The following is a 23,014-nucleotide window of genomic DNA, read 5'->3' on the forward strand; positions in this document are numbered from 1 at the left end:
AACGGTTTGCGCTTCCAATCGAAACAACATTGTCTTTGTTTGTTGATTTCGGCTTTCCAATTTGTTAAAGATCGATGCGTCTGCCGCCGCGGATTTTGCCCGGGCTTCAGAATAACTTCGCAAATCAAAATGAGCTGGCCATTATAACAGCCGCTTTCGCTCTGTCAATTAAAATAAGAAGCTGCCGCTTCTTTTTCCTTTTCCAACTCGCTTTGATTTGGGAAGCTTTTGGTGGAGGCAAACGGGATCGAACCGATGACCCCCTGCTTGCAAAGCAGGTGCTCTACCAACTGAGCTATGCCCCCAGTACCGGCCGTGCGGTGCTACTTCTGTTTGGTGGGTCTGGGAGGACTTGAACCTCCGACCCCACGCTTATCAAGCGTGTGCTCTAACCAGCTGAGCTACAAACCCAAGGCCTTTGCTTCTTTAATTCTGCATCTCTTCTACAGTTTACCGATAAGTGTGAATACGACAACGCCTCTTCTTTCTCTAGAAAGGAGGTGATCCAGCCGCAGGTTCCCCTACGGCTACCTTGTTACGACTTCACCCCAGTCATGAAGCATACCGTGTTAAGCGGGCTCCCGAAGGTTACCCTACCCAATTCTGGTATCCCCCACTCCCATGGTGTGACGGGCGGTGTGTACAAGACCCGGGAACGTATTCACCGCAGTATGCTGACCTGCGATTACTAGCGATTCCGACTTCATGCACTCGAGTTGCAGAGTGCAATCCGGACTACGATCGGTTTTCTGGGATTGGCTCCACCTCGCGGCTTGGCTACCCTCTGTACCGACCATTGTATGACGTGTGAAGCCCTGGTCATAAGGGCCATGAGGACTTGACGTCATCCCCACCTTCCTCCGGTTTGTCACCGGCAGTCTCATTAGAGTGCCCAACTTAATGATGGCAACTAATGACAAGGGTTGCGCTCGTTGCGGGACTTAACCCAACATCTCACGACACGAGCTGACGACAGCCATGCAGCACCTGTGTTACGGCTCCCGAAGGCACAACTCCGTCTCTGGAGTCTTCCGTACATGTCAAGACCAGGTAAGGTTCTTCGCGTTGCATCGAATTAATCCACATCATCCACCGCTTGTGCGGGTCCCCGTCAATTCCTTTGAGTTTTAATCTTGCGACCGTACTCCCCAGGCGGTCAATTTCACGCGTTAGCTACGCTACTAAGGCATCATGTACCCCAACAGCTAATTGACATCGTTTAGGGCGTGGACTACCAGGGTATCTAATCCTGTTTGCTACCCACGCTTTCGAGCATGAACGTCAGTGTTATCCCAGGGGGCTGCCTTCGCCATCGGTATTCCTCCACATCTCTACGCATTTCACTGCTACACGTGGAATTCTACCCCCCTCTGACACACTCTAGTTACCCAGTTCAAAACGCAGTTCCCAGGTTGAGCCCGGGGCTTTCACATCTTGCTTAAATAACCGTCTGCGCTCGCTTTACGCCCAGTAATTCCGATTAACGCTCGCACCCTACGTATTACCGCGGCTGCTGGCACGTAGTTAGCCGGTGCTTATTCTTCAGGTACCGTCATCACCACCGAGTATTAGCCGGCGGCTTTTCTTCCCTGACAAAAGTACTTTACAACCCGAAGGCCTTCTTCATACACGCGGCATGGCTGGATCAGGCTTGCGCCCATTGTCCAAAATTCCCCACTGCTGCCTCCCGTAGGAGTCTGGGCCGTGTCTCAGTCCCAGTGTGGCGGATCATCCTCTCAGACCCGCTACTGATCGTCGCCTTGGTGGGCTCTTACCCCACCAACTAGCTAATCAGACATCGGCCGCTCAAATAGCGCAAGGCCCTAAGGTCCCCTGCTTTCCTCCTCAGAGAATATGCGGTATTAGCCATCCTTTCGGACAGTTATCCCCCACTACTCGGTACGTTCCGATGCGTTACTCACCCGTTCGCCACTCGCCATCAAAAGAGCAAGCTCTTCTATGCTGCCGTCCGACTTGCATGTGTAAAGCATGCCGCCAGCGTTCAATCTGAGCCAGGATCAAACTCTTATGTTTAATCTCTAACTTTTTTTAACTTCTGGTCTGCTTCAAAGAAATAAACGAAGATATGTTAAAACATTTCTTGTCTATCTTTTTCAACAGTGTGAGGCGTCACCGCACTCACACTTATCGGTAATCTGTTTGTTAAAGAGCAAGAACGAAATTATACAACACCCAATCTTCTTGTCAACCGCAGAATCTAAAAACTTTATCTATAAAGCCTTCTCAATCCCACCGTCCGTGCTATAATTATCAGTTCGTTTCGTCACCGCCGAAGCAGCGAAGAACCGAACTATACCCCCTCCCCAAACACCGTCAACCAAAATGCCGGAAGTTTTTTACCTAAAACCGGCATCGCCTTGTTTTAGATGCGCATTTTGTTTCGGCTTCTCTACTGCTTTTTTACCTGCACTGCTTCAAACTGGCTGCGGCCGCTGATTTTATGCTTGTGGCCGTCTGAAAACATCTATATCGGCATTTGTTTTTCAGACGGCCAATCTTTCAATTTTAATCAGAACAACTTAATCCAGCAGAAACCATCTGACACATTCTTTTATTTCCATATGATTACCAATACTGCCCAGGTGCGCATAGGCTTATCTACTCAGATAACTTGTGTTTCAGATTTTTTATTCTAATAATTCTCGATAACTTAATATATTTAATCTTTATAACCGGATTAAGGATTAGAGTTCTTGTACTTTTATTTTAAATGATTTACATTTTGAAACATCAAAAGTGAGCGGACGCTCCTGAATAAGCCAAGTAAGCAAAGGCGTAGAAATCATAATAGAGAGAGTTTTTGAGCAGCAGTATTGTGGAAAACAGGCTATCCTAAAGGATGGCCTGTTTTAGTTTACAGCTTGAGTTCTAGGGTATCCTAAATAAGCCGACGCTTTCTTCATTCCATATCGGAATCGATATCCATATTTTCAACCCGACCAGCACTGCGGCTTTGCAAAGGCTGCCCGCAGGGCTATCATACCGCATTCACTCCTGCTAAAGCCGAACATCATGAACCCTTCTTCAGACGGCCTGAACGAACAGCAAAAAGGCCTGCTTTATGCATTCGGCTGCTATCTGATATGGGGCCTGTTCCCGCTTTACTGGTATCCGCTCAGCCACGGCGCCATCGGTGCAGAGCAGATGTTGGCGCAACGGGTATTATGGTCGGCGCTGTTTTCGCTGGCGGTCTTGTTTGTCTGCCGCCAAAGCCACCTTTTGGCCGCCGCCATCAGAAATCCCCGCTTGCTGCTCACTTTTACCGGTTCGGCGCTGGCCATTTCCATTAACTGGCTGGTTTTTTTATGGGCCATCACCCACAACCACGTGCTTGATGCCAGCCTGGGTTATTTTATTTCGCCACTGTTCAGCATGCTGCTCGGACGGATGTTTTTCAACGAGCGCTTCAACCGCGTTCAGCTTGCTGCCATTGTTTTGGCGCTGACAGGCGTGTTGTGGCTGGCGCTGCCGGCCGGACAAGTGCCGTGGGTTGCACTGCTGCTTACCGTCAGCTTCGGCATTTACGGCCTGCTGCGCAAAATCGCTCCCTTGGCTGCGCTGCCCGGCATGGTGCTGGAAACGCTGCTGATGCTGCCGTTTGCCGCTGCCTATCTGCTGTGGACTGCACACAAGGGCGATTTGGTATTCGGCGCCTTGCCGCCGCTGCCGCTGGCCATTTTAATCGGCTCGGGCGCGGCCACCACTATTCCGCTGATGCTGTTTGCCGCTGCGGCCAAACGCATTACCATGAGCCATTTGGGCATCATTCAATATTTTTCGCCCACCTGCCAATTTATTATCGGCCTGACGGTATTTGGTGAAGCGTTTGATTTATCGCGCTTTATCGGCTATGTGTGGGTGTGGGCGGGCGTGGCGGTTTACCTGTTGGGCATTTGGCTGCAACACCGCGCCGCTGCGCCGGAAAACCCGTGTATATAATATGTAACACACAGGTGCAATCTCCCATCCCTTACAGCATCAGGCCGTCTGAACTATGGTTCAGACGGCCTGAAATCTTTACAGCATACTTTTTCAGCGTGGAAATACTCCATTACGCCATCATACTCACACCCCTCAACGGGAATTTTGCACAGACCAGATCAGCCGCCCACAGTGATTTGAGATGCCGCAAGGTTGGTTTGATTACCCATGCATCAAACTTATCGGCGTATTTCGGCTTGCACTTAACCGCTCTACGGTTGGAAGCGCCCGCGCTTAATCTGCAAACCGCCTTGCTGCAATTGTGCGGCCAAGCCGTGGTTGCGCAGCGCATGAGTAAGCGCCACGGCCAGCCCGTCGGCGGCATCGGCCTGCGGTGTGCCCGACAAACCCAGCATCTGCACCACCATATGCTGCACCTGCTCTTTGGCCGCTTTGCCCTGCCCCACCACAGCCTGTTTGACTTGCAGCGCAGTATATTCGAACACCGGCAGCTGCCGCATCACCAGCGCCGCCACCGCAGCGCCGCGCGCTTGCCCCAGCATCAGGGTGGCGGCCGGATTCACGTTCACAAACACCTGTTCGACAGCTGCCTGTTGCGGCCGGTAGGTGGCCACCACTTCATCAAGATGGTTCACAATCACCGCAATACGCTCAGCCAACGGCGCGTTCGGCGGGGTTTTGATGCAGCCGGAAGCCACATAGAAATGCTCGCGGCCGCGCACATCAATCACACCGAAGCCGGTAACGCGGCTGCCGGGATCGATGCCCAAAACACGAGTGCTTGAAGTATGCATAAGAGTTTCTTTTCAGACGGCCTGCAATCAAAGCGGTATTATCAAAGCGGTATTATATAGTGCCATGAATAAAAAAGTGTTACAGCGTTGCTGCGCCTTGTATCGCCGCTTTCTTCATTCCACTATAACAGGCCGTCTGAAAGCGTTTGTTTTTGCTTTCAGACGGCCTGTTGTGTTGAGCCGGGCGGGTTTCAGGGTGCCCCGACAGAATATGCGCGCGCGTTCACGCCCAAATACACTCACGCCTTATCACGTGATAGCCGCATTGGGCAGAATATGCGCGCGCGTTCACGCCCAAATGCCGCTCAAATTGAGCAGAAACAACACCGCAAAGCCCACCAGATACACCAGCCCGGCAATGGCCAAAGCATTCATCGCCGGCGTAACCGCATGTTTGTGGGTGTTGCGTACCAGGCGGTAATTCAGCCAGGCAAACACCGGCGCGGTGAGAAAAGCTGAAATCATGGCAAATTTCAGCATTTCACCCAAGGCGCTGTTAAACCATAAAATCACAGCCAAACCGGAAAACACCGACCAGCAGGTCCACACGGTTACCGCGCGGTTGCTGCGCTGTTTCTGGCGCAAAATCAGGCGCAGCGCCTCAGCATTGATGCGGCCGTAACCGTCGGCCACCGTCAGCGTGGTGCCGAACATGCAGGCAAACGCGATAAACGCCACCAACAGGCGCGACCACTCGCCGATGGTGCGGGCATACATCTCGATCAACTGGCCGATATACGCACCGCCGGCCAGCTTGACTTCTTCGCCGTTGCCAAACTGCACCCATGCGCCCAAGGCCAGAAATACCAAGGCCAGCAGCGCCGATACCGCATAGCCGACATTAAAATCAAACATCGCATCTTGATAATTGCTGGGATCAAGTTTCTGTTTGGCGGTGACCCACATCGAGTTGATGGCGGTTACCTCCATCGGCGCCGGCATCCAGCCCATCAAGGCAATGATAAAGCCGAGCGAAGCCATATTCCACGGCGAAGGCTCAATAAACCCGGGCTGCACCTGCGCACCGCGCGAAGCCGCCACCGCCACCGCCTCCAGTGTGGCCAAGGTCAGGCTGAGCATAATCACTTTAGTTACCCGGTCGAGCGCGCGGTAGTGACCGAGCAGCAGCAAGGCCAACGTGGCCGCCAGCACCACCACCGACAGCATATTCACCGATAAGGCGATGGAAGGCAGCGCCATTTTGATAATCACCGCGCTGATCAGCGCCAGCGCGCCGGTGCTGATGGTGGCCGAAAGCACGGTCAACACCACAAACACCCACAAATACACGCGGCTTTGCGAGGCATAACCTTCAATCAGGCTGTTGCCGGTGTCTAGCGTGTAGTGGGTGCTGAAGCGGAAAAACGGGTATTTCAACACATTGACCAAAATAATAATCACCGCCAGCTGCCAGCCATAGAGCGCACCGGCCTGCGTAGAGGCAATCAAATGCGAGCCGCCCACCGCTGCCGAGGCCATCAGAATACCCGGCCCCAAAGCCCGAAAACGGCTTTTCCAGCTCGATGCGGCCGGCGCGGCCATGCGGTTTTTTGTTTGAGTTTGCATAGATAATGTCCTTATACCCATTCATCAAAATCATCTGACTGTGTTTGCCCGCCCCAGCTCGAAGAGGGTGGGTTTTGCCAGGGTGTCCTGACCATTCGTTTATGGAGGGATTTTGGTTCCTGAAAATGCAGGTGCAAGGCAAAAAACACAGCAAGATTGGATATCTTGTTAGGCTTTTTAACGCAGCAGATGCGTTTTCAGAGGCAAAATACACCTTTAAATCAACACATCAGGACACCTAGGCTGTTTTGACCACTCACCGGTTCCAAATCAGCTGTATTGCTTTCATCAACGTACTTTTATGGATGGGTATGATTTGCTTGTTGCCGCCATTTTCAGACGGCCTTAAAATTTGTATGCGGCATCTTAGCCGAAATTAACACTAACCGCTTTCATATTATTGAAACAATATTGCTGTAATAATAAAAAATGCAAAATGTTACATCAATGTTTATTAGTTTTAAAAAACAAAATGCCTACAACGGCTTTCAGACGGCCTTAGTATCGCTTTTTGCCATATTGTCCAATCCGATGTCGTCACAGGATTAATCAGGCCGTCTGAACGGTTGGCGCTTACGAACCATTCAGACGGCCTGCAAATCATAGTGAAATGAATAAAAAGTGCGGCGGCGTTGGCCTTGCTGCCTTGTATCATCACTTCTTTTCTGATTCCACGATAGATACCGATACGCTCAAGTTTTTAAAGCAACCCCGGCTGCTTCAACCCAGCGCGCCGGAAAGTTGCAGCAAAAACAGCACCGCAAAGCCCACCAGATAAATCAAACCCAACCAAGAAAACGCCATCAGCGACGTATGGATTTTATGCTGCGCCCCGCGGGCCAGCATCAGGTTGAGCCAGGCAAACACCGGCGTGGTGAGAAAAGCGGTAATCATGGCAAATTTCAGCATCGGCGCCAGCGAGCCTTTAAAAAACAGAATCACCACCATGCCCGCGATGCAGGCCGCCACGATCCAGATATTCAGCGCACGGATGCTGTATGACGGCTCTTTTTTTAACAGCCGCAGCGCTTCAGTATTGGCGCGTGCATAGCCGTCGGTGGCGGTGAGCGTGGTACCGAACATGCAGGCAAACGCGATAAACGCCACCAGCCAGCGCGCCCATTCGCCGATGGTGCGCGCATACATATCGATTAATTGCGCGATATAAGCCGGCCCCGCCATTTTCACTTCCTCGCCGCTGCCGAACTGCACCAGTGCGCCCAAAGCCAAAAACACCACCGCCAGCAGCGCCGAGCCGATATAGCCCACATTGAAATCAAACAACCCGTCGCGATACGACACATGGTCGAGCTTGCGCTTGACCGACACCCACAACGAATTGATGGCGGAAAACTCAATCGGCGCCGGCATCCAGCCCATCAGCGCGATGATAAAACCGAGCGAAGCCAGATTCCACGGCGAAGGTGCTACAAAATCCGGCGCCGCAGCGGCTCCACCGTTGGCCGCCGCAATCGCCACCGCCGCCACAGTAGAAGCCGTCAGCGCAATCATAATAATTTTAGACACTCCGTCTAAAGCGCTGTATTTCCCCGCCAGCAACACCAGCAAGGTTACCGACAACACGCCGCCGGCCAGATAGTTGATGCCGATACCGGGCAGCATAAAGCTCAGAATCACCGCCGTAATCAACGCCACACCCGCCACATTAACCACCGTGGCAAAAATATTCAGCACAAAAAACGCCCACAAATACAGCGGATTTTTATCACGGTAGCCTTCCAACAGGCTTTTGCCGGTGTCGAGCGTATATTGCGCGCCGAAACGGAAAAACGGGTATTTAAACACATTCACCAAAATAATAATCGCCGCCAGCTGCCAGCCGTAAATCGCGCCGGCCTGCGTGGATGCCACAATATGCGAGCCGCCTACCGCCGCCGAAGCCATCAAAATGCCCGGGCCGATAGCGCCGAGCCGCGATTGCCAGGTCGAACGCGGTTCCGCCGCCCGGTGTGTTGCTTTATTCATCATCTGCCTTTTCAGTTGTAATACCCATTCATCCAACCACCTATTTGTGAATGGGCATGATATTCTCAATACAATAATTGAGACAAGTTGTCGAATTATATAGATGAACATCAATTATGTATATTAAAAATAGACATTTCTGATATACCGTGTGGTATTTCGCTGAATTTAGACAACACAGGCCGTCTGAAACAGATTCAGACGGCCTCAAGAGTGCCCGGACAACGCTTTTATGAGGGGATTTTTGCTCCTGAAAATGCAAAGGCCAGACCAAAAACGCAGCAAGGCAGGGGCATTTTACAAGGCTTTTTAACGCAGCAGATGTGTTTTCAAAAACAAAAAATATCCGTCAATCGTCCGTCAATCGAATGTTCAGCAGGAGTAGCAACTGTATTTTTAAGGCCGTCTGAAATACTGTGAACTACTCACACAAATCCTGCGAAAACAAAGGCCGTCTGAAAAGTTTCAGACGGCCTCGATTCAAGCTCAATCCATCATTACCGCTGTTTGCCGGTTAATTCGGCACGCAGTTTTTGGGTCACGTTCATCATCACTTCGAGCTGCTCGACGGTTTCTTTCCAGCCGCGGGTTTTCAGGCCGCAGTCGGGGTTGACCCACAGGCGCTCGACCGGCACCACGTCCATGGCTTTGCGCAGCAGGTGTTCCACTTCAGCTTCGGTGGGCACACGCGGGCTGTGGATGTCATACACACCCGGGCCGATGTCGTTGGGGTATTTGAAATCGCCGAAAGCAGTCAGCAAATCCATATCGGAGCGCGAGGTTTCGATGGTAATCACATCGGCGTCCATCGAGGCAATCGCGGGCAAAATGTCGTTAAACTCCGAGTAGCACATATGGGTGTGGATTTGGGTGCTGTCTTCGGCATCGGTGCTGCTCAAGCGGAACGATTCGCAGGCCCAGGCCAGGTATTCGTTCCATTGGGCTTTTTTCAGCGGCATGGCTTCACGGATGGCCGGCTCATCGATTTGAATCACTTTGATGCCGGCTTTTTCCAAATCCAGCACTTCATCATTCAAGGCCAAGGCGATTTGTTTGGCAACGGCGCTCAAGGGCACGTCGTCGCGCACGAAAGACCATTTGAACATGGTTACCGGGCCGGTGAGCATGCCTTTCATCGGGCGCTTGGTCAGCGTTTGCGCGTAGGTAGACCAGTAAACCGTCATCGGGTTGGGGCGGGAAACGTCGCCGAAAATAATCGGCGGTTTCACGCAGCGGCTGCCGTAGCTTTGCACCCAGCCGAATTGGCTGAAGCAGTAGCCGGCCAGCTGCTCGCCGAAATATTCAACCATGTCGTTACGCTCGGCTTCGCCGTGCACCGGCACATCGATTTGCAGTTTTTCCTGCTCTTCCACGCAATAGGCGATTTCTTTTTTCATTGCGGCATCGTAATCGGCGGCAGAAAGTTCGCCTTTTTTGAAGGCGGCGCGTGCCTGGCGGATTTCGATGGTTTGCGGAAATGAGCCGATGGTGGTGGTGGGCAGCAGCGGCAGGTTCATCCAGGCCTGTTGCGCTTTAATGCGCTCGGCAAACGGCGATTTGCGCTGATCGGCACCTTGGCGCAAACCGGCCACACGTTTTTGCACGGCTTCGTTGTGGATTTTTTTGTTGGTAGCACGGTCGGCGGCGGCAGCATCAGAGGCGGCAACAGCTTCTTTCACGCTGTCTTTGCCGTGTGCCAGCGCTTGTTTTACCACACCCAATTCCACCAATTTTTGGGCGGCAAAGGCCATCCACGATTTGATTTCAGCATCGAGCTTTTCTTCTACGCCCAAGTCTTGCGGGCTGTGCAGCAGCGAGCAGCTCGGCGCAATCCATAAATTGTTGCCTAATTTTTCCTGCACCGGTTTCAAAGTGTCGATAATTTTGCTCAGATTGGCACGCCACACATTACGGCCGTCAACCAAACCGACCGACAATACTTTGTTTTCCGGCCAAGCATCGGCGAATACTGCCAATTGTTCGGGCGCGCGCACAGCATCGATGTGCACGCCGTGCACCGGCAGCGTTTTCAACAGATTCAGATGCTCGGCCACAGAAGCAAAATAAGTGCCGATGATGATGCGCACGCCGGTGTTGGCCAGCTCTTTATACACACTCGCAAACGCATCCACATAAGGTTTGGGCGCATCTACGGCCAAAACCGGCTCGTCGATTTGAATCCAATCCACCCCTTCGGCGGCCAGCTCGCGCAACAGTTGCGCATAAGCGGGCAGCAGCTTCGGCAACAGGGTTTCCACACGGCAGCCGAATGCCTCTTTCTTTTTGCCCAACCACAGCAGCGTCAGCGGGCCGACCAGCGTGGGCTTGATGTCGTGGCCTTGCGCTTTGGCTTCTTTGATTTGCGCAATCAGGCGGCCGGCATTCACTGAAAATTCGGTGTCGGCATGCCATTCGGGCACGATATAGTGATAATTGGTGTCGAACCACTTGGTCATTTCCATCGCAAACTGGGTGGCATTGCCGCGCGCCAGTTGGAAATACTCGGGCAGGCTCAGGTTGGCAGCATCAAAGCCGAAGCGTTTCGGAATCGCGCCCAAGGTGCAGAGCAGATCAAGTACATGGTCGTAAAACGAAAAATCACCGACCGGCAGCAAATCGGCGCCGGCCGCTTTTTGAGCCGCCCAGTTGAGGCGGCGGATTTCGGCGGCAACATCTTGCAGCTCGGCTTCGCTTTTCGCGCCTTTCCAAAACGCTTCGACGGCAAATTTCAATTCGCGCTTCGCGCCGATGCGCGGATAACCTGAGAGGTGGAAAGTATTCATAATTGTCGGTTCTCCTGTGTATGACCGGATAAATGTGTTGATGGTGCCATCATGCAGCCATTTGCCGCCGGATGCAAACGACAATTTTGCATGGCCGTCATGAATCATTTTAATGTTGCTTTACGTTATTGATGAAACAGCCATATGCAGGCAAACCCCGCTTGTTCAGACGGCCTCATGCTTCTTGACGTGTTTTTACACAGCCGGTGATTTAGGGTATCCTGACGTGTCATATATCATCATCTTTTTTGCGCTAAAAGCACAGCTGCTGCGTTAAAAAGCCTCGCAAGATGCCCATCTTGCTGCGTTTTTTGCCTGGCATCTGCACTTTTATCACAAAAAATCTGAATCATTCTGAATTGTCAGAGCACCCTAGGGTGTCCGGACAATTCGATTTACGGGTGCTTTTTGCCCCTGAAAACGCATCTGCTGCGTTAAAAAGCCTCGCAAGATGTCCAATCTTGCTGCGTTTTTTGCCCGGCATCTGCATTTCCAGGAACAAAAATTCCCTCATAAACGAATGGTCAGGACACCCTAGCGGCGGCTAAATTTATAATATCCGCCGTTCAGACGGCATCATTTCCATTCACAAAATCCGCCCGGCAAGGTATTGAGATTATTTTGTGAATCGGCATCAGAGGCCGTCTGAAAGCATCAAACCACAACAGGACAACCATCATGAATCCGATTTACGCTCCCCTTTTCCAACCCTATACGCTCAACAACGGCGCCGAAATCCGCAACCGTCTGGTGGTGGCGCCGATGACCCATTACGCGTCCAACCCCGACGGCAGCGCCAGCAAAGAAGAGCTGGCCTGGCTGCGCGGCCGCGCCGGCAACATCGGCATGTTTATCACCGCCGCCACGCTGGTATCGGCAGAGGGCAAAGCCTTTCCCGGCCAGCCCGAAAGCATCAGCGAAGACGACATCTACAGCCTGCGCCGCGTGGCCGCTACCATTCAGGCGCAGGGCGCCAAAGCCATTTTGCAGATTCACCACGGCGGCAAACTGGCGCTCAAAGATTTAATCGGCACACACGATATCATCGCACCCTCGGCCGACGAAACCACCGGAGCGCGGGCCATGACGGATGAAGAAATCCGCCGCACCATCGCCGCCTTTGCCCAAGCCGCCGAGCTGGCCGTGGTGGCCGGCTTCGACGGGGTTGAAATCCACGGAGCGAATAACTACCTGATCCAACAGTTTTATTCCGGCCACAGCAACCGCCGCAACGACGAATGGGGCGGCAGCCGTGAAAACCGCATGGCTTTTCCGCTGGCTGTAGTCAAAGCGGTTACTGATGTGGCCAAACGCTGCGGCAACGGGCAATTCATTATCGGCTACCGTTTCTCGCCCGAAGAGCCCGAAGCGAGCGGCCTGACCATGGAAGACACCTTGGCGCTCATCGATGCGCTGGTGCAAACGCCGTTGCAATACCTGCATGTGTCGCTGTGGGATTTTTACAAAAAAGCCCGCCGCGGCGCCGACACCGCGCTCACCCGCATGCAGCTGATTCACCAACGCATCGGCGGCAAGCTGCCCTTAATCGGCGTGGGCAACCTGTTTAGCGCCGATCAGATTCTTGCCGCCTATCAAACCGGCTGGGCCGAATTTATCGCACTGGGCAAAACAGTGATGATTAATCCGAACATCGGCGATTTGATTGCCAACGGCGAAGAAGCCGACATCATCACCCGCCTCGACCCCGAACAGGAAGACCATTACCGCATTCCGCCAAACCTGTGGGCCGCCTGCCTGCGCGGCCCCGCCTACCTGCCGCCGCTGAAAGACAAGGCATGGGCACCGGTGGATTTATAACGCCCCGCATCAAGGCAACAACAGGCCGTCTGAAACCATTATCGATAATGATTTCAGACGGCCTGTGATACTTGAACGGGTTGTTATACCCATTCACCCAAACAACCTAACAGCCGTTGGCTCAACGCCCCAACATACGCGGCAACACATCTTCCCCTTTCAAACGGTGCACCGCCACCATGGCGATGTGCCCCGCCGCCAGCGCAAACAGCACCCACGCCAGCGTGCTGTGCCAATTGCCGCCCAGCTGCACCATCCAATCGATTTTCTCCGGCGAACCCTGCATCACGGTTGCGCCGAACACTTCCAATGCCCCGCGGGCGCCGCCATATTGGCGGATAAGGCCGATAAACGGCACCGCCACCATCAACACATACAGCGCAATATGGCCGAACAGAGCCGCCATACTGTCGGCAGGCGGCCGGCGCTTGAGGTTGGCCAGCGCCCACAACAGACGCAAGACCACCAGCACTGCCAACAAAAAGCCCACCGATTTATGGTAATACATCAGGCCTTTGGTCCATTCGGCATCATCGGCCAACAGCCACGAAAGTGCGGTAAACAGCATAAAGGCAAAACCGGCCGCCATCAGCCAGTGAAAAAAACGGCTGATGCTGCCGTAAGATTGGGCATTGTCTGCCTGCATAATTGTGCTCCTGTATAAAAAATCAGTAGGGTATCCCGTTTCTCAAACAACCTGACTGCATTAACCCGCAAACCGGCCTGCTCCAGGGTGTTCTGACTATTCATATATCATCAGATTTTTTGTGATAAAAGTACAGATGCCAGGCAAAAAACGCAGCAAGATTGGGCATCTTGCGAGGTTTTTTAACGCAGCAGATGTGCTTTGAGCGCAAAAAATCTGAATCATTCTGAATGGTCATGACGCCCTAGGGTATCCTGACAGACAGGTATTTATCTCTGACGGATGCTGAAATGATAAAGGCCGGCCGGCAATGCTGCAAATCTGCCGGCCATATTTTACCGTTTGGCATTGGTGCGCTTCATCAGGCCGTCTGAAAGCTTCGGCGCTTTTTCAGACGGCATCAATCTTTCGATTCATCGTTTTGCTGCTGGCGTAATTCTTCATATTGCGCCTGTTGCGCCAACACCGAGCCTTGCGGCGCTTCCGAAGTTTCGCCCTGCTCCCACGGCGCATTATCGGGCAATTCTTCGATATGGATGGTTTTCAACGAATAATCGGGCTGATAATGCAAGTCGTATTTCGCCGCTTTGATGGTGGAGAGCATAATCAGGCTCATAATCAGCAGCAGCGGTGCGCCCGCAAAAATCGAGGCCGTCTGAAGCGTGGAGAGGCCGCCGATAAACATCAGCGAAGCCGGCATAAAGCAAAGGGTAAACGCCCAAAATAAACGGTTCCAACGGTGCGGCTCGCCATCCACTTCGCGCTGCACCACCGAGGCCAGAATATAAGAAATACTGTCGAACGTGGTGGCGGTGAAAATCACAGCCAGCACCGTAAACACCGCAATCGCCAGCTTGGCCATCGGCAACGTGCCCAAAATGGCGAAAATAGTGGCGGTAGCACCGCGCTCGTTCAACACCGCCACCACATCCAGCGCACCGGTCAGCTGCATATACAGGCCGTAGTTGCCCAAAATAATAAAGAACACCGCGCAGCCGAGCGAGCCGAAAAAAATCGAACCGACCGCCATTTGGCGAATGGTGCGGCCTTTGGAAATCTTGGCGATAAACAAGCCGATGGTGGGCGCAAACACCAGCCACCACGCCCAATAAAACACCGTCCAATCCTGCGGAAAGTTTGTGCGCTTAAAGCCGTGCTGCTCAAACTGGCCGAAAGCTTCCGTCCACGTCATCATGGTAGCCATATGAGTGAGCGAGCGGCCGAGGCTTTCCAGCCCGGTATTGAGAATAAACACCGTCGGGCCGGCAAACAGCACAAACAGCAAAAAAGCGATGGCCAGATAAAAATTGATGTTGGATAAAAACTGAATGCCGCCCTTCAAGCCTTGGTAGGCGCTGTAGGCGAAAATCAGGGTCGTGAGCAGCAACACGCCCAGCTGCATGCCCAGGCCGCCGGAAGTGCCGAATAAAACCGACAAACCCTCGGTAATCATCGGCGAAGCCAAGCCCAGCGAAGTGGCGCCGCCGCCGATCATGCCAAACACAAAAAACACATCCACCAGCTTGCCCCAATTGCTGCGGGTAAAGCGTTCGCCCAACAGCGGCATCAGGCTCTGGCTCACTTTCAGCACCGGCGAATTGCGCACATGGGCAAAATAAGCAATCGACACCGCCGGCACCAGATAAATCGCCCACGCCACCGGTCCCCAGTGAAACATACCGTATGTCGACGCCCAGCGCACGGCATCAGGCGAACCTGCGGCAATGCCGAAAGGCGGGCCTTGATAATAATAAACCCACTCCAAAATGCCCCAATAAAGAATGCCCGAACCGATGCCGCCGCAAAACATCATCGCCGCCCACGAGGCAGTTTTAAATTCCACTTCATCTTCAGGCTTGCCCAATTTGATGTTGCCGATATCCGAAGCGGAAATGTATGCCACAAACACCACCGCCAACACCCCGAAAGCCAGATAAGCGCCGCCGAATTTTTCGGTAACAAACGCTTTGGTCAGCGCCACCCAGGCCGCACCTTGTTCGGGAAAAATCACCAACGGCAGCGTCACCGTCAGCAAAATCAGCAACACGCCGAAAAAAGTAAATTTGTCGATACGGGTGTCGGGCGTGGCCGAAGCGCGCGGTTTGAAATTTTTATCGGCGTCAAACATGCCCAAATGGCGGTAAGAAGAAGATGAGTGTGCCGGTTTATAGCGCAGCGCAGGGCGGCCGGCAGAAGATTTACGAACGGACAATGTTGGCTCCTTAGTTGGTTATTCGTGAGTGTCATGTCGGTTTTTAGAACGAAATATCGAAAAACAAACTACCTGTGAAAAATCATGTAAGCAACTTATTATAGCATAAATATAAATACATGATTTAAAATGAAATTATAAACTTCAAAGCAAATATACCTTTATCAACGGGTAAATTTTCGTTACCGGAAACTAAGGCATCCTGATGTGCCGCCGCCAACTCAGCCGCCGCAATCGTTTTGCACCTTTCAGCAGCCGCCCGCCTTTCAACCGCAACCACCCTTTCGAACGGAAATACCCGGCATATCCACTCAAAAAAGCACGGGCGCAGGCTGATTTTCTGATGGATATCAGGCCGTCTGAAAAACCGCCCGCGCAGTAGGCGCAGCCGGCTCAAACCGCTATAATGAAGCAAATTCATACTCACACAAAAACCGCTCATGGAATCCATCATCGAATTACGCCATCTGAAAACCCTGCTGGCGCTGGAAGAAACCGGCAGCGTATCGCTGGCGGCCAAACGCGTGTTTCTAACCCAATCAGCCTTGTCGCATCAAATCCGCGCCCTCGAAGACTACTACGAAACCTCGCTGTTTGAGCGCAAATCCAACCCCTTGCGCTTCACCCCCGCCGGCGAACGCCTGCTGCAACTGGCGCGCGAGCTGATGCCGCAAGTGGCCGCCGCCGAGCGCGACATGGCGCAGATTATCGAAGGCGAAGCGGGCGAACTGCGGCTGGCGGTAGAATGCCATACCTGCTTCGACTGGCTGATGCCGGCAATGGGCGAATTCCGCCCGCTATGGCCGCAAGTGGAGCTGGATATCGTCTCCGGCTTCCAAGCCGACCCGGTCGGGCTGCTGCTGACCCACCGCGCCGATCTGGCCATCGTATCCGAAGCCGTACCGCAGGCCGGCATCGTTTACCAGCCTTTGTTTGCCTATGAAATGGTGGGCATTTGCGCCAAAGACCATCCGCTCGCCGCCAAAGCCGTATGGCAGCCGGAAGATTTTGCCGATGAAACCCTGATTACCTACCCCGTGCCCGATGATATGCTCGACTTGCTGCGCAAAGTGCTGCTGCCCAACGGCATCAACCCGCAACGCCGCCACAGCGAGCTGACCATCGCCATCATCCAGCTGGTGGCCAGCCGCCGCGGCATCGCCGCCCTGCCGTATTGGACGGTGATGCCTTATCTGGAAAAAGATTATGTGATTTCGCGCAAAATCACCAAACACAGCCTGCAAAGCGAACTTTATGCCGCCATGCGCGCAGAAGATACCGGCAAAAGCTATCTCGACGACTTTTGCCAAACCGTGCGCGAACGCGGCTTTGCCGACCTGCCCGGTTTGAGCGTGCTGGAGATGTAATCTTTTCAAAATAACCATCTGATGCCCATTCACAAAAGTAAGCGTAGATCAGATACTTGTATCCGACTACGCTTGCTTTAATTTAGGCTATTTTTGTGAATGTTTTTCAGACGGCCTTTGCCTGCCGGAATCTCAAACCGCTTTGGTTTTCAGCGGCAACTTGATGTGCGGTTTGGTTTTTTTCTCCGGCGCATCTTTCAAGCCCAGCTCGATTTGTTGCGCATCGCTCAAAAGATTGCTCCAATCACCGTGCCGGTACCATTCCGGGCCGTCCATTTCAATCGGGTGTTGGATACGTTCGCAGCCGTTACCGCACTGCAAATCGGCGGCTGAGCAATATTTATCGCAACCCCAACAGATACGCTCGGGGTTTTTCGGATAGATGGGAAATTTTTTGGCCATGATAGCGGTTTGCGGTTGATTTTTGAACCACTTTACGCTTATATTAATCAGTAAACAATATTCCGAAGCCAACAAACGCCGCTTATCGGGCAGGTTTTACCCGATTTTAAAAATTACCTTTTGTTACAACCGGTTGTATTTACGAAACCCTCACAGTCATCTGTTTGTCAAACAGCGCTGACACACTGTTACCGTAATATTTCCCAACCCCTCCACAGAAGGCGCCGTTTATGTCACCCAATCTCGAAGGCTCCGGCCGCAAGCTGTTTATCCTCGACACCAATGTGCTGCTGCACGACCCTTCCAGCCTGTTCAAATTCAAAGAACACGACCTTTACATTCCCATCATCACGCTTGAAGAAATGGATGCGCACAAAAAAGGCATGTCCGACGTTGCCCGCAACGCCCGCCAAGCCAGCCGCTTTCTCGACGAGCTCATCAATGCCGACCTGCATCTGCTGCGCACCGGCATTCCACTGGCCTGCACCGGCCGCAGCGAAGCCGAAGGCATGCTGATTCTGCAAACCCACATCGAAGAAGCACCGCTGCCCGCCGGCCTGCCCACCGGCAAAGGCGACAACCAGATTTTGGCAATTGTAAAAGCCTTGTCCGACAAAATCAGCGATTATGACTATGTGGCACTGGTGTCGAAAGACATCAATATCCGCATCAAAGCGCGCGCCCTCGGCTTGCACGCCGAAGACTACACCAACGACAAAGTATTAGAAGACAGCGACATCCTCTACAGCGGCTACCACGAGCTGGCTCCCGATTTCTGGACCAATAACGGTACCCACCTCAATTCCTGGCAAGAAGCCGGCAGCGTATTTTACGAAGTAGAAGGCCCCGATGCCGAAAACCTGCGCCCCAACGAGCTGCTCATCGACCGCAACGAAAACCAAATCCTACAAGTGCGCGTGCTGGAACAGCAAGGCCGCCGCGCCACCCTGCAAACCGTAAAAGACTACAGCAACATCCGCCACAACGTATTCGGCATTACCGCCCGCAACTGGGGGCAAAACTACGCCCTCAACCTGCTGATGGATCCCGAAATCGATTTGGTCACCCTGCTCGGCCAGGCCGGCACCGGCAAAACCCTGCTCACCCTGGCCGCCGCCCTCAACCAAACCCTCGACCACAAACGCTACAACGAAATCATCATGACCCGCATCACCGTGCCCGTAGGCGACGACATCGGCTTTCTGCCCGGCACCGAAGAAGAAAAAATGAACCCGTGGATGGGCGCGCTCGAAGACAACCTTGAAGTGCTCACCGGCATCGGCCACGAAGGCGATCCCGAATTCGGCACCTGGGCCAAAAAAGCCACCGCCGATTTAATCCGCGCCCGCATCAAAGTCAAATCACTCAACTTTATGCGCGGCCGCACCTTTCAAAACAAATTTCTGATTATCGACGAAGCACAAAACCTCACCCCCAAACAGATGAAAACCCTCATCACCCGCGCCGGCAACGGCACCAAAGTCGTATGCCTCGGCAACCTTGCCCAAATCGACACCCCCTATCTCACCGAAGGCAGCAGCGGCCTCACTTACGCCGTCGACCGCTTTCAAGGCTGGAAACACTTCGGCCACATTACCCTGCAACAGGGCGAACGCTCGCGGCTGGCCGATTATGCAGTAGAGATTTTGTAGGCCTGACCGGCTTTGAAAGCAGCATCAGCAGAGCGATAAAACAACCCTGAGGCCGTCTGAAACAATATTTCAGACGGCCTCAGGGTTGTTTTATGTTTTATTTATTCAGGACTATTTTTCCACTATACCCATTTGGTAAATCCTGCCTACATTTTGCGCGGCAGATACCAAATTATCATGGCCATTTTTCAAAATATCTTCCATACTGCCGAGCTGGCGGATAATCGGGAATACTGCATCAATTCCTTTTGCATAAACCACTTCATAATCTTCGCGCAGACAACCCACAATCGCAATTACCGGCTTGCCGAAAGCTTTGGCCGTTTGCGCCACGCCAACGGGGGTTTTGCCGTGAATACTTTGTGCATCCATGCGCCCTTCCCCAGTGACCACCAAATCGGCATCTTGCACTTTGTCGGCCAGTTTTACTGCATCAATCACAATTTGTACGCCGGCTTTCAATTGCACATCGGGCAGCAGCAGCAAACCGCCGCCCATACCGCCGGCAGCCCCTGCCCCTGCTTTATTATTGATGTCCAGCGCTAAATCACGTTGTACCACTGTGGCAAAATGATTTAATGCTTTATCCAGCTCCACCACCATTTCGGGCGAGGCTCCTTTTTGCGGGCCAAATACTGCTGAAGCGCCTTTTTCACCACACAAAGGGTTGTTCACATCGCAAGCCACTTCGATTTCTACGGCTTGCAAACGCGGATCTAATCCGCTTAAATCTACTTCGGCCAGAGCTTGCAGGCTACCGCCGCCAAAACCGACCGGCTGCTGCCCTGCATCAAGCAGCTTCGCACCCAATGCTTGCAACATGCCCGCCCCTCCGTCATTGGTGGCGCTGCCACCGATGCCGAGAATGATTTTTTCCACTCCGGCATCCAATGCGGCTTTAATCAATTCACCGGTGCCGTAGCTGGTAGTTTGCAAAGGGTTGCGCTCTGAGGGCGGTACCAAATGCAAGCCGGAAGCGGCTGCCATTTCAATAATGGCGGTTTTACCGTCGCCCGAAATACCAAATGCAGCAGTGGTTTGATTACCCAACGGTGCCGTTACCGCTACTTCCAACAGGCGGCCATCAGTAGCATCAATCAGAGATTGCACCGTGCCCTCACCGCCATCGGCCATCGGCACTTTGATATATTCTGCATCAGGTAATACTTTTTTCAAGCCGATTTCAATCGCAGCAGCCACTTCCAGCGCAGTCAGGCTTTCTTTGAATGAATCAGGCGCGATTACAATTTTCATCTCAGGCTCCTTAAAATTTAAATACACCGAAAATCAGGGTGGAAATTATCGTCATCATCAAACCTACCGCGCTTTCATACGGAATCAACGTCAAGCGCTCTTTAATGTTCATATTCACACTACCGCCGGTGGCGTGGAAAAACGAACCGTGCGGCATATGGTCAAACACTGTGGCACCGGCATGAATCATTGCCGCACCGGCAATCCCGCTGATACCGAGTTCCAGCAAAGTGCTGCTGAACACATTTGATGCCACAACTGTACCGGCGGTAGTAGATGCGGTAGCCAGCGACATCAGCGCACCTGATATCGGTGCCAACAGATAAGAAGGCAGGCCTGAAGCAGTAAGGCCGTCTATTAACACATCTTTCAAGCCCGAATTGGCGATAATGCCGGCCAAAGCACCCGTGCCCAACAGCATGATGGCTACTGGTGCCATTTTGCCCAACCCGCTCACAGCATAATGATTGCTGTGTTTAAACTTGCCCATCAACAACGCGCCGACCAAACCGCCTGCCGGTAAGGCAATCAGCGGATCAACAGCAATACCGGCAATCGGACGCAAGGCCAATAAAACAATTGCGACCAGCGGTGCGGAAATCGCAGCAGCGAAGCGCGGCAGGTTGCTCGTGTCTTCAATTTCCACCTCATCATCCTGCACGACACTGCCTTTTTTGATTAAGCGCTTGGCTAAAAAGTAAGTAACGACCACCCCAAACATTGCAGGCACGATGCCTGCGACCATGACCGAAGTAAGCGGGATATTGAAGGCATCTGAAGCGGCAATAGCATTGGGATTGGGCGACATGATATTACCGGCTTTACCGCCACCGACCATGGCCAGCAAAATAGCCGCTTTCGACAGACCGCCGCGTTTGGCCAACGCCAAAGCAATCGGCGATACTGTAATCACCGCAACATCCACAAACACACCTACAGTGGTCAGAATCATGGTAGCAATGGTCAGCGCCAGTAAGGCACGGGTTTCACCCAGCTTTTTCACAATGGTTTCGGCAATCACCGTAGCCGCACCTGATTCAATCAATACCCCTGCCAGCACACCTGCTGCCAAAATACGCATCACGGCCGTGGTAATGCCTTGTGCACCGCCAATCATCAGACTGACGGTTTCGCTCAAGCCGGCGCCGCCCACCAAGCCGCCGACCAATGCACCGACAATCATGCCGTAAGCCGGTGGCACTTTCTTTAAAATCAATCCGATGGCGACCACCAACGCAATGATGGCACCGAAAGCCGATACGCTGACCATAATGCTTCTCCTATGTAATTAGCTGTTTACTATCAAGTTGATAGCTCGCATTATCGGCCTGAAAAAATGAAAAGTCTTTATAGTTTCAAATAAAAATTACATCAAACAACATCATTCTTTTGTATGTTTTTCCAAATTATTGTCCAATATTGTGCTTAAAAATAAAACAAAACGGGTGTCGGTCAAGCTCAACGACAGGCCGGTAATCTGCTCGATTTGTGCCAAGCGATAGCGCAAGGTATTGGGGTGTACAAACAATTTGGCGGCTGCCTGTGGCAAATCGCCGTTACAAAGAAAATATTGGCGCAGCGTTTTCTGCAACATCTGGCCATGCTTGTGTGCAGTCAGTTTTTGCAATGGTTTGAGCAACTCTTTTGCCTGCCAGGTGCCCGAAAATGCTTCCAGCAAAACCGGCAACCGGTAATGATGGAAAAAATAACAACTTTGCCCAGGGTAGTGGGCAAGTGCATAATCCAGCGTACCGCGTGCCGTTTTATAAGCCAGATACAACGCATCATCACCGCAAAACATACCACCCGCCGCCATCCGGAATGCATCCGGACGAACACTTTCAGGCAGCAGCAGCTGTAAATTTTTATCGCTGAGCGGCCGCGCCGGATCTGACTGCTTCAACACGGTAATTTCGTTTAATGCCGTAATAACTACCAGCTGCTTGAACTGTGGCTGTTCTAAATAAGCCACCAGCCGGTGTATCAGTAAAAATTCTTCCGGATTCAGGCACTGGATAATCACGGCCGTGAAATGGCCGGATAAATCCAAATCCAAAAAGGCAGCCTGCCGCTGCACATATGTAAAGTCAGCTTGGCCGCGAATTACCGCCAGCAAAAACTCCTCTTGATGGCGGCGTTTCCAATGTGCTTTTTCCAGCAGAGCCTCTTGTTCGATAATCAGCTCGGCGGTCATTTTGACCAGCTCGGCATAAGGGCGCACTTCGGCCGGTATTCCGGAAATCCCTACTACGCCCAGTGGTTTGCCCAAATAAGTAATCGGCAGATTGATACCGGGCAAAGCTTCATAATGCCACTGGCGCGCCAAATCGTTATCGATTTCGACAATCCGGTTTTCGCTTAAAGCCAACAACGCGCCTGGGTGTCGCTGCCCCAAGCGCTCGGGGTCGCCCGAAGCAATAATTACGCCGCGCTCATCCATCACATTCACCGATTTCCCGATGATTTTCATGGCTCGGTTTACAATGCTCTGAGCGCTGGTTTCATTCATTTTCATCACTTACCCCTCAAGCCTTTTCAGACGGCCTTTTGATTGTTTAGCCGGATGCTTAT

General features: G+C 52.6%; 16 protein-coding genes, 2 tRNA genes and 1 rRNA gene. 5 read left to right on the forward strand and 14 right to left on the reverse strand.

The genetic code is table 11. The features are described 5' to 3' along the window. Positions 1–229: 229 nt before the first annotated feature. From LVJ83_RS13375 to LVJ83_RS13385, 3 genes are all read right to left on the reverse strand, one after another. Positions 230–305 (reverse strand) — tRNA-Ala (locus LVJ83_RS13375). 29 nt (positions 306–334) lie between these two features. Then, positions 335–411: transfer RNA gene (locus LVJ83_RS13380), tRNA-Ile, on the reverse strand. Positions 412–493: 82 nt separating this feature from the next. Beyond that, a 16S ribosomal RNA gene (locus LVJ83_RS13385) occupies positions 494–2,034 on the reverse strand. Positions 2,035–3,033: 999 nt separating this feature from the next. On the opposite strand from LVJ83_RS13385, the gene rarD reads away from it, so the two are divergent. Next, positions 3,034–3,960 carry an EamA family transporter RarD gene (rarD, locus tag LVJ83_RS13390; protein WP_244785134.1) on the forward strand — a complete coding sequence of 309 codons (927 nt, stop codon included), beginning with the start codon at positions 3,034–3,036 and terminating at the stop codon, positions 3,958–3,960. Between the two features lie 254 nt (positions 3,961–4,214). Here rarD and ruvC read toward each other — a convergent pair whose 3' ends face one another. The 3 genes from ruvC to LVJ83_RS13405 form a co-directional block, all read right to left on the reverse strand. Then, entirely contained in the window at positions 4,215–4,757 is a 543-nt protein-coding gene (gene ruvC / locus LVJ83_RS13395; RefSeq protein WP_244785135.1) for a crossover junction endodeoxyribonuclease RuvC, read from the reverse strand. A 288-nt stretch (positions 4,758–5,045) separates the two neighbouring features. After that, positions 5,046–6,299 carry an NRAMP family divalent metal transporter gene (locus tag LVJ83_RS13400; protein WP_425316034.1) on the reverse strand — a complete coding sequence of 418 codons (1,254 nt, stop codon included), beginning with the start codon at positions 6,297–6,299 and terminating at the stop codon, positions 5,046–5,048. Between the two features lie 744 nt (positions 6,300–7,043). Continuing rightward, positions 7,044–8,312 (reverse strand): NRAMP family divalent metal transporter, encoded by a 1,269-nt coding sequence (locus LVJ83_RS13405; protein ID WP_425316009.1) that lies wholly within the window; start codon positions 8,310–8,312, stop codon positions 7,044–7,046. An 84-nt stretch (positions 8,313–8,396) separates the two neighbouring features. Here LVJ83_RS13405 and LVJ83_RS13410 point away from each other — a divergent pair, with 84 nt between their 5' ends. Next, entirely contained in the window at positions 8,397–8,729 is a 333-nt protein-coding gene (locus LVJ83_RS13410) for a hypothetical protein (protein WP_244785138.1), read from the forward strand. A 77-nt stretch (positions 8,730–8,806) separates the two neighbouring features. On the opposite strand, the gene metE is transcribed toward LVJ83_RS13410, so the two are convergent. Beyond that, positions 8,807–11,092: a 5-methyltetrahydropteroyltriglutamate--homocysteine S-methyltransferase gene (gene metE, locus LVJ83_RS13415; protein ID WP_244785139.1), complete on the reverse strand. Its 2,286-nt coding sequence runs from the start codon at positions 11,090–11,092 to the stop codon at positions 8,807–8,809. A gap of 678 nt (positions 11,093–11,770) precedes the next feature. Between metE and LVJ83_RS13420 the strand changes: the two genes are divergently transcribed. After that, the gene (locus LVJ83_RS13420; RefSeq protein ID WP_244785140.1) at positions 11,771–12,910 is read left to right on the forward strand and encodes an NADH-dependent flavin oxidoreductase; all 1,140 of its coding nucleotides are present in this window, start codon (positions 11,771–11,773) and stop codon (positions 12,908–12,910) included. A 121-nt stretch (positions 12,911–13,031) separates the two neighbouring features. Here the strand turns inward: LVJ83_RS13420 and LVJ83_RS13425 are convergent, their stop codons facing one another. From LVJ83_RS13425 to LVJ83_RS13435, 3 genes are all read right to left on the reverse strand, one after another. Beyond that, on the reverse strand, positions 13,032–13,556 hold the full coding sequence (locus tag LVJ83_RS13425; RefSeq protein ID WP_244785141.1) for a cytochrome b: 525 nt from the start codon (positions 13,554–13,556) through the stop codon (positions 13,032–13,034). Between the two features lie 400 nt (positions 13,557–13,956). Further along, positions 13,957–15,768 carry a BCCT family transporter gene (locus LVJ83_RS13430; protein WP_244785142.1) on the reverse strand — a complete coding sequence of 604 codons (1,812 nt, stop codon included), beginning with the start codon at positions 15,766–15,768 and terminating at the stop codon, positions 13,957–13,959. Positions 15,769–15,892: 124 nt separating this feature from the next. Continuing rightward, positions 15,893–16,222, reverse strand: coding sequence for a hypothetical protein (locus tag LVJ83_RS13435; RefSeq protein WP_244785143.1), 330 nt, complete (start codon positions 16,220–16,222; stop codon positions 15,893–15,895). Between LVJ83_RS13435 and LVJ83_RS13440 the strand changes: the two genes are divergently transcribed. Next, on the forward strand, positions 16,209–17,135 hold the full coding sequence (locus tag LVJ83_RS13440) for a LysR family transcriptional regulator (protein ID WP_244785144.1): 927 nt from the start codon (positions 16,209–16,211) through the stop codon (positions 17,133–17,135). The two genes, LVJ83_RS13435 and LVJ83_RS13440, sit on opposite strands and share 14 nt — an antisense overlap. Positions 17,136–17,267: 132 nt before the next feature. On the opposite strand, the gene LVJ83_RS13445 is transcribed toward LVJ83_RS13440, so the two are convergent. Continuing rightward, positions 17,268–17,537 (reverse strand): DUF3079 domain-containing protein, encoded by a 270-nt coding sequence (locus LVJ83_RS13445; protein ID WP_244785145.1) that lies wholly within the window; start codon positions 17,535–17,537, stop codon positions 17,268–17,270. 230 nt (positions 17,538–17,767) lie between these two features. Here LVJ83_RS13445 and LVJ83_RS13450 point away from each other — a divergent pair, with 230 nt between their 5' ends. Further along, positions 17,768–19,189: a PhoH family protein gene (locus LVJ83_RS13450; protein ID WP_244785146.1), complete on the forward strand. Its 1,422-nt coding sequence runs from the start codon at positions 17,768–17,770 to the stop codon at positions 19,187–19,189. A 111-nt stretch (positions 19,190–19,300) separates the two neighbouring features. On the opposite strand, the gene LVJ83_RS13455 is transcribed toward LVJ83_RS13450, so the two are convergent. The 3 genes from LVJ83_RS13455 to LVJ83_RS13465 form a co-directional block, all read right to left on the reverse strand. Next, positions 19,301–20,443, reverse strand: a complete 1,143-nt coding sequence (locus tag LVJ83_RS13455) for a glycerate kinase (RefSeq protein WP_244785147.1) — start codon at positions 20,441–20,443, stop codon at positions 19,301–19,303. Between the two features lie 10 nt (positions 20,444–20,453). Further along, positions 20,454–21,713 carry a GntP family permease gene (locus LVJ83_RS13460; protein ID WP_244785148.1) on the reverse strand — a complete coding sequence of 420 codons (1,260 nt, stop codon included), beginning with the start codon at positions 21,711–21,713 and terminating at the stop codon, positions 20,454–20,456. A gap of 111 nt (positions 21,714–21,824) precedes the next feature. Then, positions 21,825–22,958 carry a sugar diacid recognition domain-containing protein gene (locus tag LVJ83_RS13465; protein WP_342345079.1) on the reverse strand — a complete coding sequence of 378 codons (1,134 nt, stop codon included), beginning with the start codon at positions 22,956–22,958 and terminating at the stop codon, positions 21,825–21,827. Positions 22,959–23,014: the final 56 nt, after the last annotated feature.

Origin of the sequence: Uruburuella testudinis (assembly GCF_022870865.1) — a bacterium.
Classification (GTDB): Bacteria; Pseudomonadota; Gammaproteobacteria; order Burkholderiales; family Neisseriaceae; genus Neisseria; species Neisseria testudinis.